Source organism: Psychrobacter sp. T6-6 (genome assembly GCF_052258185.1).
Lineage (GTDB): Bacteria > Pseudomonadota > Gammaproteobacteria > Pseudomonadales > Moraxellaceae > Psychrobacter.
Map to the genome: position 1 here is coordinate 1 of NZ_JBQQEX010000031.1, position 502 is coordinate 502.

At 49.6% G+C, this 502-nt stretch carries 1 protein-coding gene; it reads right to left on the minus strand.

Annotation, left to right across the window (positions count from 1 at the left end):
• Positions 1 to 502, minus strand: a 502-nt coding sequence (locus ACTXGL_RS14110; protein ID WP_443527311.1) for an Ig-like domain-containing protein, incomplete at both ends; no start/stop codon positions are given.

Sequence of the window (502 nt, forward strand, 5' to 3'; positions counted from 1 at the left end):
CCATCAGTATCGTTAGTAAGGACATTGCCGGTTAAGTCAGTGTCCTCAGGCGTGCTTTCAACTTCAGGGCTCGCGACTGGTATATCTTCTACTGGCGTTACAGTGATGTCTAAGGTGGTGCTGTCAGTGTTGCCCTCAGGGTCGGTCACTGTATAGCTCACTTGGGGCACGGTGCCGTTGAAGTTAGGCGCTGGATCAAAGGTGTAACTGCCATCTGCGCTTAGGGTCAAGTCACCAATTGCATCACCATTGTCATCAGTGATGGTTGTTGCAACACCCAGCTCTAAAGCAACTTGGTCGCCACTGCCATTAACGTCTACGGTGGCTGATTGTACGATCAATAGACCACCCTCCGCGTCAGTGTCATTGGTCAATACGTTATCTATTAAAGTGACATCTTCATTAATACTCTCTACTTCTGGAATTGCCACTGGGGCGGTTTGTGGGTAGTCGATGGTGACCGTGGCTTCGTTCGATACCAAACCGTTGATGTCTTCAACGC